This is a genomic window from Sphingomonas turrisvirgatae (assembly GCF_001721295.1).
Taxonomy (GTDB): Bacteria; Pseudomonadota; Alphaproteobacteria; order Sphingomonadales; family Sphingomonadaceae; genus Sphingomonas; species Sphingomonas turrisvirgatae.
In genome coordinates this window covers 2,501-5,764 of the sequence record NZ_MDDS01000052.1, presented here as the reverse complement: position 1 = coordinate 5,764, position 3,264 = coordinate 2,501, and the positions used below count along the sequence as shown (strand labels likewise).

Sequence of the window (3,264 nt, the reverse complement as noted above, 5' to 3'; positions counted from 1 at the left end):
TCTCTCCGGGGGGCTTCTGTAATATTGGTTGCGGGGGTTGGATTTGAACCAACGACCTTCAGGTTATGAGCCTGACGAGCTACCGGGCTGCTCCACCCCGCGCCAAGGATCTGGCGTAGTGCCAGAAACAGCAAACGCGCCGAGCTTTGTGGGCGCGGCGCGTTTGCGTTTTTGACGTTGTGAATGGGTTTTTCGATATCCACCGACACCGGCTGCAATGCCTGGCGACGACCTACTCTTCCAGTGCTTGAGCAATAGTACCATCGGCGCAGTCAGGTTTCACGGCCGAGTTCGGGATGGGATCGGGTGGGTCACTGACGCTATGGTCACCAAGCAATGAAGCGGGTGTAGGTGGGTATGTTTTCAAATCGATGCGTGCACCAAGGTATAAGGTCAACAACCTCAATGATCAGCAGAGCTGTCATTGATGGTGGGACTCATCAAGCGCGAATAGGACAATTAGTACTGGTTAGCTCCACACGTTACCGCGCTTCTACATCCAGTCTATCAAGGTGGTGGTCTACCACCGTCCTAAGAAATCTTATCTTGAGGGAGGCTTCCCGCTTAGATGCTTTCAGCGGTTATCCCGTCCATACATAGCTACCCTGCTGCGCCGTTGGCACGACGACAGGTACACCAGAGGTATGTTCAACCCGGTCCTCTCGTACTAGGGTCAACTCCTCTCAAATTTCGACGCCCACGGCAGATAGGGACCAAACTGTCTCGCGACGTTCTGAACCCAGCTCACGTACCACTTTAATTGGCGAACAGCCAAACCCTTGGGACCTGCTCCAGCCCCAGGATGTGATGAGCCGACATCGAGGTGCCAAACGATTCCGTCGATATGAGCTCTTGGGAATCATCAGCCTGTTATCCCCGGCGTACCTTTTATCCGTTGAGCGATGGCCCTTCCACGAGGGACCACCGGATCACTATGACCGACTTTCGTCTCTGCTCGACTCGTCAGTCTCGCAGTCAGGCTGGCTTATGCCATTGCACTCTAACGATCGGTTTCCAACCGATCTGAGCCAACCTTCGCACGCCTCCGTTACTCTTTAGGAGGCGACCGCCCCAGTCAAACTACCCGCCACAGAGGGTCCCTGAACCGGATAACGGTTCGAGGTTAGACATCAGAAATCAACAGGGTGGTATTTCACCGTAGGCTCCACATCAGCTGGCGCCAATGCTTCAAAGCCTCCCACCTATGCTACACAATTAATTCCTAATGCCACTCTGAAGCTGCAGTAAAGGTGCACGGGGTCTTTCCGTCTAACCGCGGGTACTCCGCATCTTCACGGAGAATTCAATTTCGCTGAGCATGTCCTGGAGACAGTGGGGAAGTCGTTACGCCATTCGTGCAGGTCGGAACTTACCCGACAAGGAATTTCGCTACCTTAGGACCGTTATAGTTACGGCCGCCGTTTACCTGGGCTTCGTTTCGGAGCTTGCACTCCTCCACTTAACCTTCAGGCACCGGGCAGGCGTCAGGCCCTATACGTCGTCTTGAAGCCGACTTAGCAGAGCCCTGTGTTTTTGCTAAACAGTCGCTACCCCCTGGCCTGTGCCCCCTCAATCTGCTTGCGCAAAATGAGGGCCTCCTTCTTCCGAAGGTACGGAGGCAATTTGCCGAGTTCCTTCAGGACACTTCTCTCAAGCGCCTTGGTATACTCTACCTGACCACCTGTGTCGGTTTCGGGTACGGTCTATACGGTGGAGCTATTTCCTGGAACCACTTCGAAGCATGTCCAATCCGATAAGGACATACAACACACGTGATCCGTCACTACCACCAGGCCCACGAATATTAACGTGGTTCCCATCGACTACCCCCTTCGGGCTCGTCTTAGGGGCCGGCTCACCCTGCTCAGATTAGCTTTAAGCAGGAACCCTTGGTCTTTCGGCGAGAGGGCATCTCACCCTCTTTATCGCTACTCATGTCTGCATTCGCACTTCCGATACCTCCACAGTCCATTACCAGACTGCTTCACAGGCTTACGGAACGCTCCGCTACCGCGTGTTCATAAGAACACACCCTAAGCTTCGGTGCACGTCTTGAGCCCCGTTACATTTTCGCCGCAGGAACCCTTGTTTAGACCAGTGAGCTGTTACGCTTTCTTTAAAGGATGGCTGCTTCTAAGCCAACCTCCTGGCTGTTTTGGGATTCCCACATGCTTTCCCACTTAGACGTGACTTGGGGACCTTAGCTGTAGGTCAGGGCTGTTTCCCTTTTGACGACGGACCTTAGCACCCGCCGTCTGTCTCCTGGATAGTACTCCTAGGTATTCGGAGTTTGGTTAGTATTGGTACCGCTCGCGCAGCCCGCAACCATCCAGTGCTCTACCCCCTAGGGTATTCGTCCAAGGCTCTACCTCAATAGATTTCGCGGAGAACCAGCTATTTCCCGGCTTGATTGGCCTTTCACCCCTAAACACAACTCATCCGATAATTTTTCAACATTAAACGGTTCGGTCCTCCAGTGAGTGTTACCCCACCTTCAACCTGGTCATGCCTAGATCGCCGGGTTTCGGGTCTAATGCATCAAACTCAATCGCCCTATTCAGACTCGCTTTCGCTGCGCCTACACCTATCGGCTTAAGCTTGCTTGATACACTAAGTCACAGACCCATTATGCAAGAGGTACGCTGTCACCCCATAAAGAGGCTCCAACTGCTTGTAGGCGTTCGGTTTCAGGTACTGTTTCACTCCCCTCATCGGGGTGCTTTTCACCTTTCCCTCACGGTACTAGTTCACTATCGGTCATGTACGAGTATTTAGGCTTCGAGGGTGGTCCCCCGATGTTCAGACAGGGTTTCACGTGCCCCGCCCTACTCAAGTCCTTCTTCATCACTTTCGCATACGGGACTGTCACCCGCTATGGTCAGCTTTTCCAAACTGTTCTGCTAGTTGAAAAGAAGGCACTGGCCTGGTCCGCGTTCGCTCGCCACTACTAACGGAATCTCGGTTGATGTCTTTTCCTCCGGGTACTGAGATGTTTCAGTTCTCCGGGTTCGCTTCACGAAGCCTATTTTATTCAGCTAAGTGATACCTGTTTCTCGATTACTCCAACACTGGACAAGCCAACGTAGGAATAATCGGGATAGGTGGGTTTCCCCATTCGGAAATCACAGGATCAAAGTTTGCTCACAACTCCCCTGTGCTTATCGCAGCGTGCCACGTCCTTCATCGCCTGTACATGCCAAGGCATCCACCAAACGCCCTTACCTCACGCTTGAGAGTCCACACCACCAATGACAACCCTGGATC

General features: G+C 53.1%; 1 tRNA gene and 2 rRNA genes. All 3 read right to left on the bottom strand.

What is annotated here, in order from left to right:
* Nucleotides 1–25: 25 nt before the first annotated feature.
* Nucleotides 26–102: transfer RNA gene (locus tag BFL28_RS15775), tRNA-Met, on the bottom strand.
* A 117-nt stretch (nucleotides 103–219) separates the two neighbouring features.
* Nucleotides 220–334, bottom strand: a 5S ribosomal RNA gene (gene rrf, locus BFL28_RS15770).
* Nucleotides 335–439: 105 nt separating this feature from the next.
* Nucleotides 440–3,232, bottom strand: a 23S ribosomal RNA gene (locus tag BFL28_RS15765).
* Nucleotides 3,233–3,264: the final 32 nt, after the last annotated feature.